General features: G+C 65.2%; 1 protein-coding gene. It reads right to left on the bottom strand.

Annotated features, from left to right (window positions below):
• On the bottom strand, window positions 1–247 hold a 247-nt coding region (locus tag H6B10_RS16385), incomplete at both ends, for an oleate hydratase (protein ID WP_204652463.1).

The following is a 247-nucleotide window of genomic DNA, read 5'->3' as shown; positions in this document are numbered from 1 at the left end:
GTCACCGGGGCGTTCGGGGTAAAGGCCGTAGATCCAGCCTACCAGCTGGCCTTCGGGCTGGGCTTTGAAGTGGGGCTGGCGGTTGAAGGTCCAGCTCATGAGCCAGGCGGAGTCCTTGACAGTCACGATGCCGCCGGTGACCACCTTGCCCGCGTAGGGGTCCCGGCCGCAGACCTGCTGCACATAGGGTGCGATGCGGTCATCCAGCAGGGTGACGGTGGCGGATTCCCACTTGGTGGCTTCGATG

The sequence above is a fragment of the Gemmiger formicilis genome, assembly GCF_016901605.1.
Lineage (GTDB): Bacteria > Bacillota > Clostridia > Oscillospirales > Ruminococcaceae > Gemmiger > Gemmiger formicilis_B.
This window is presented reverse-complemented; position numbering and strand designations above follow the sequence as displayed.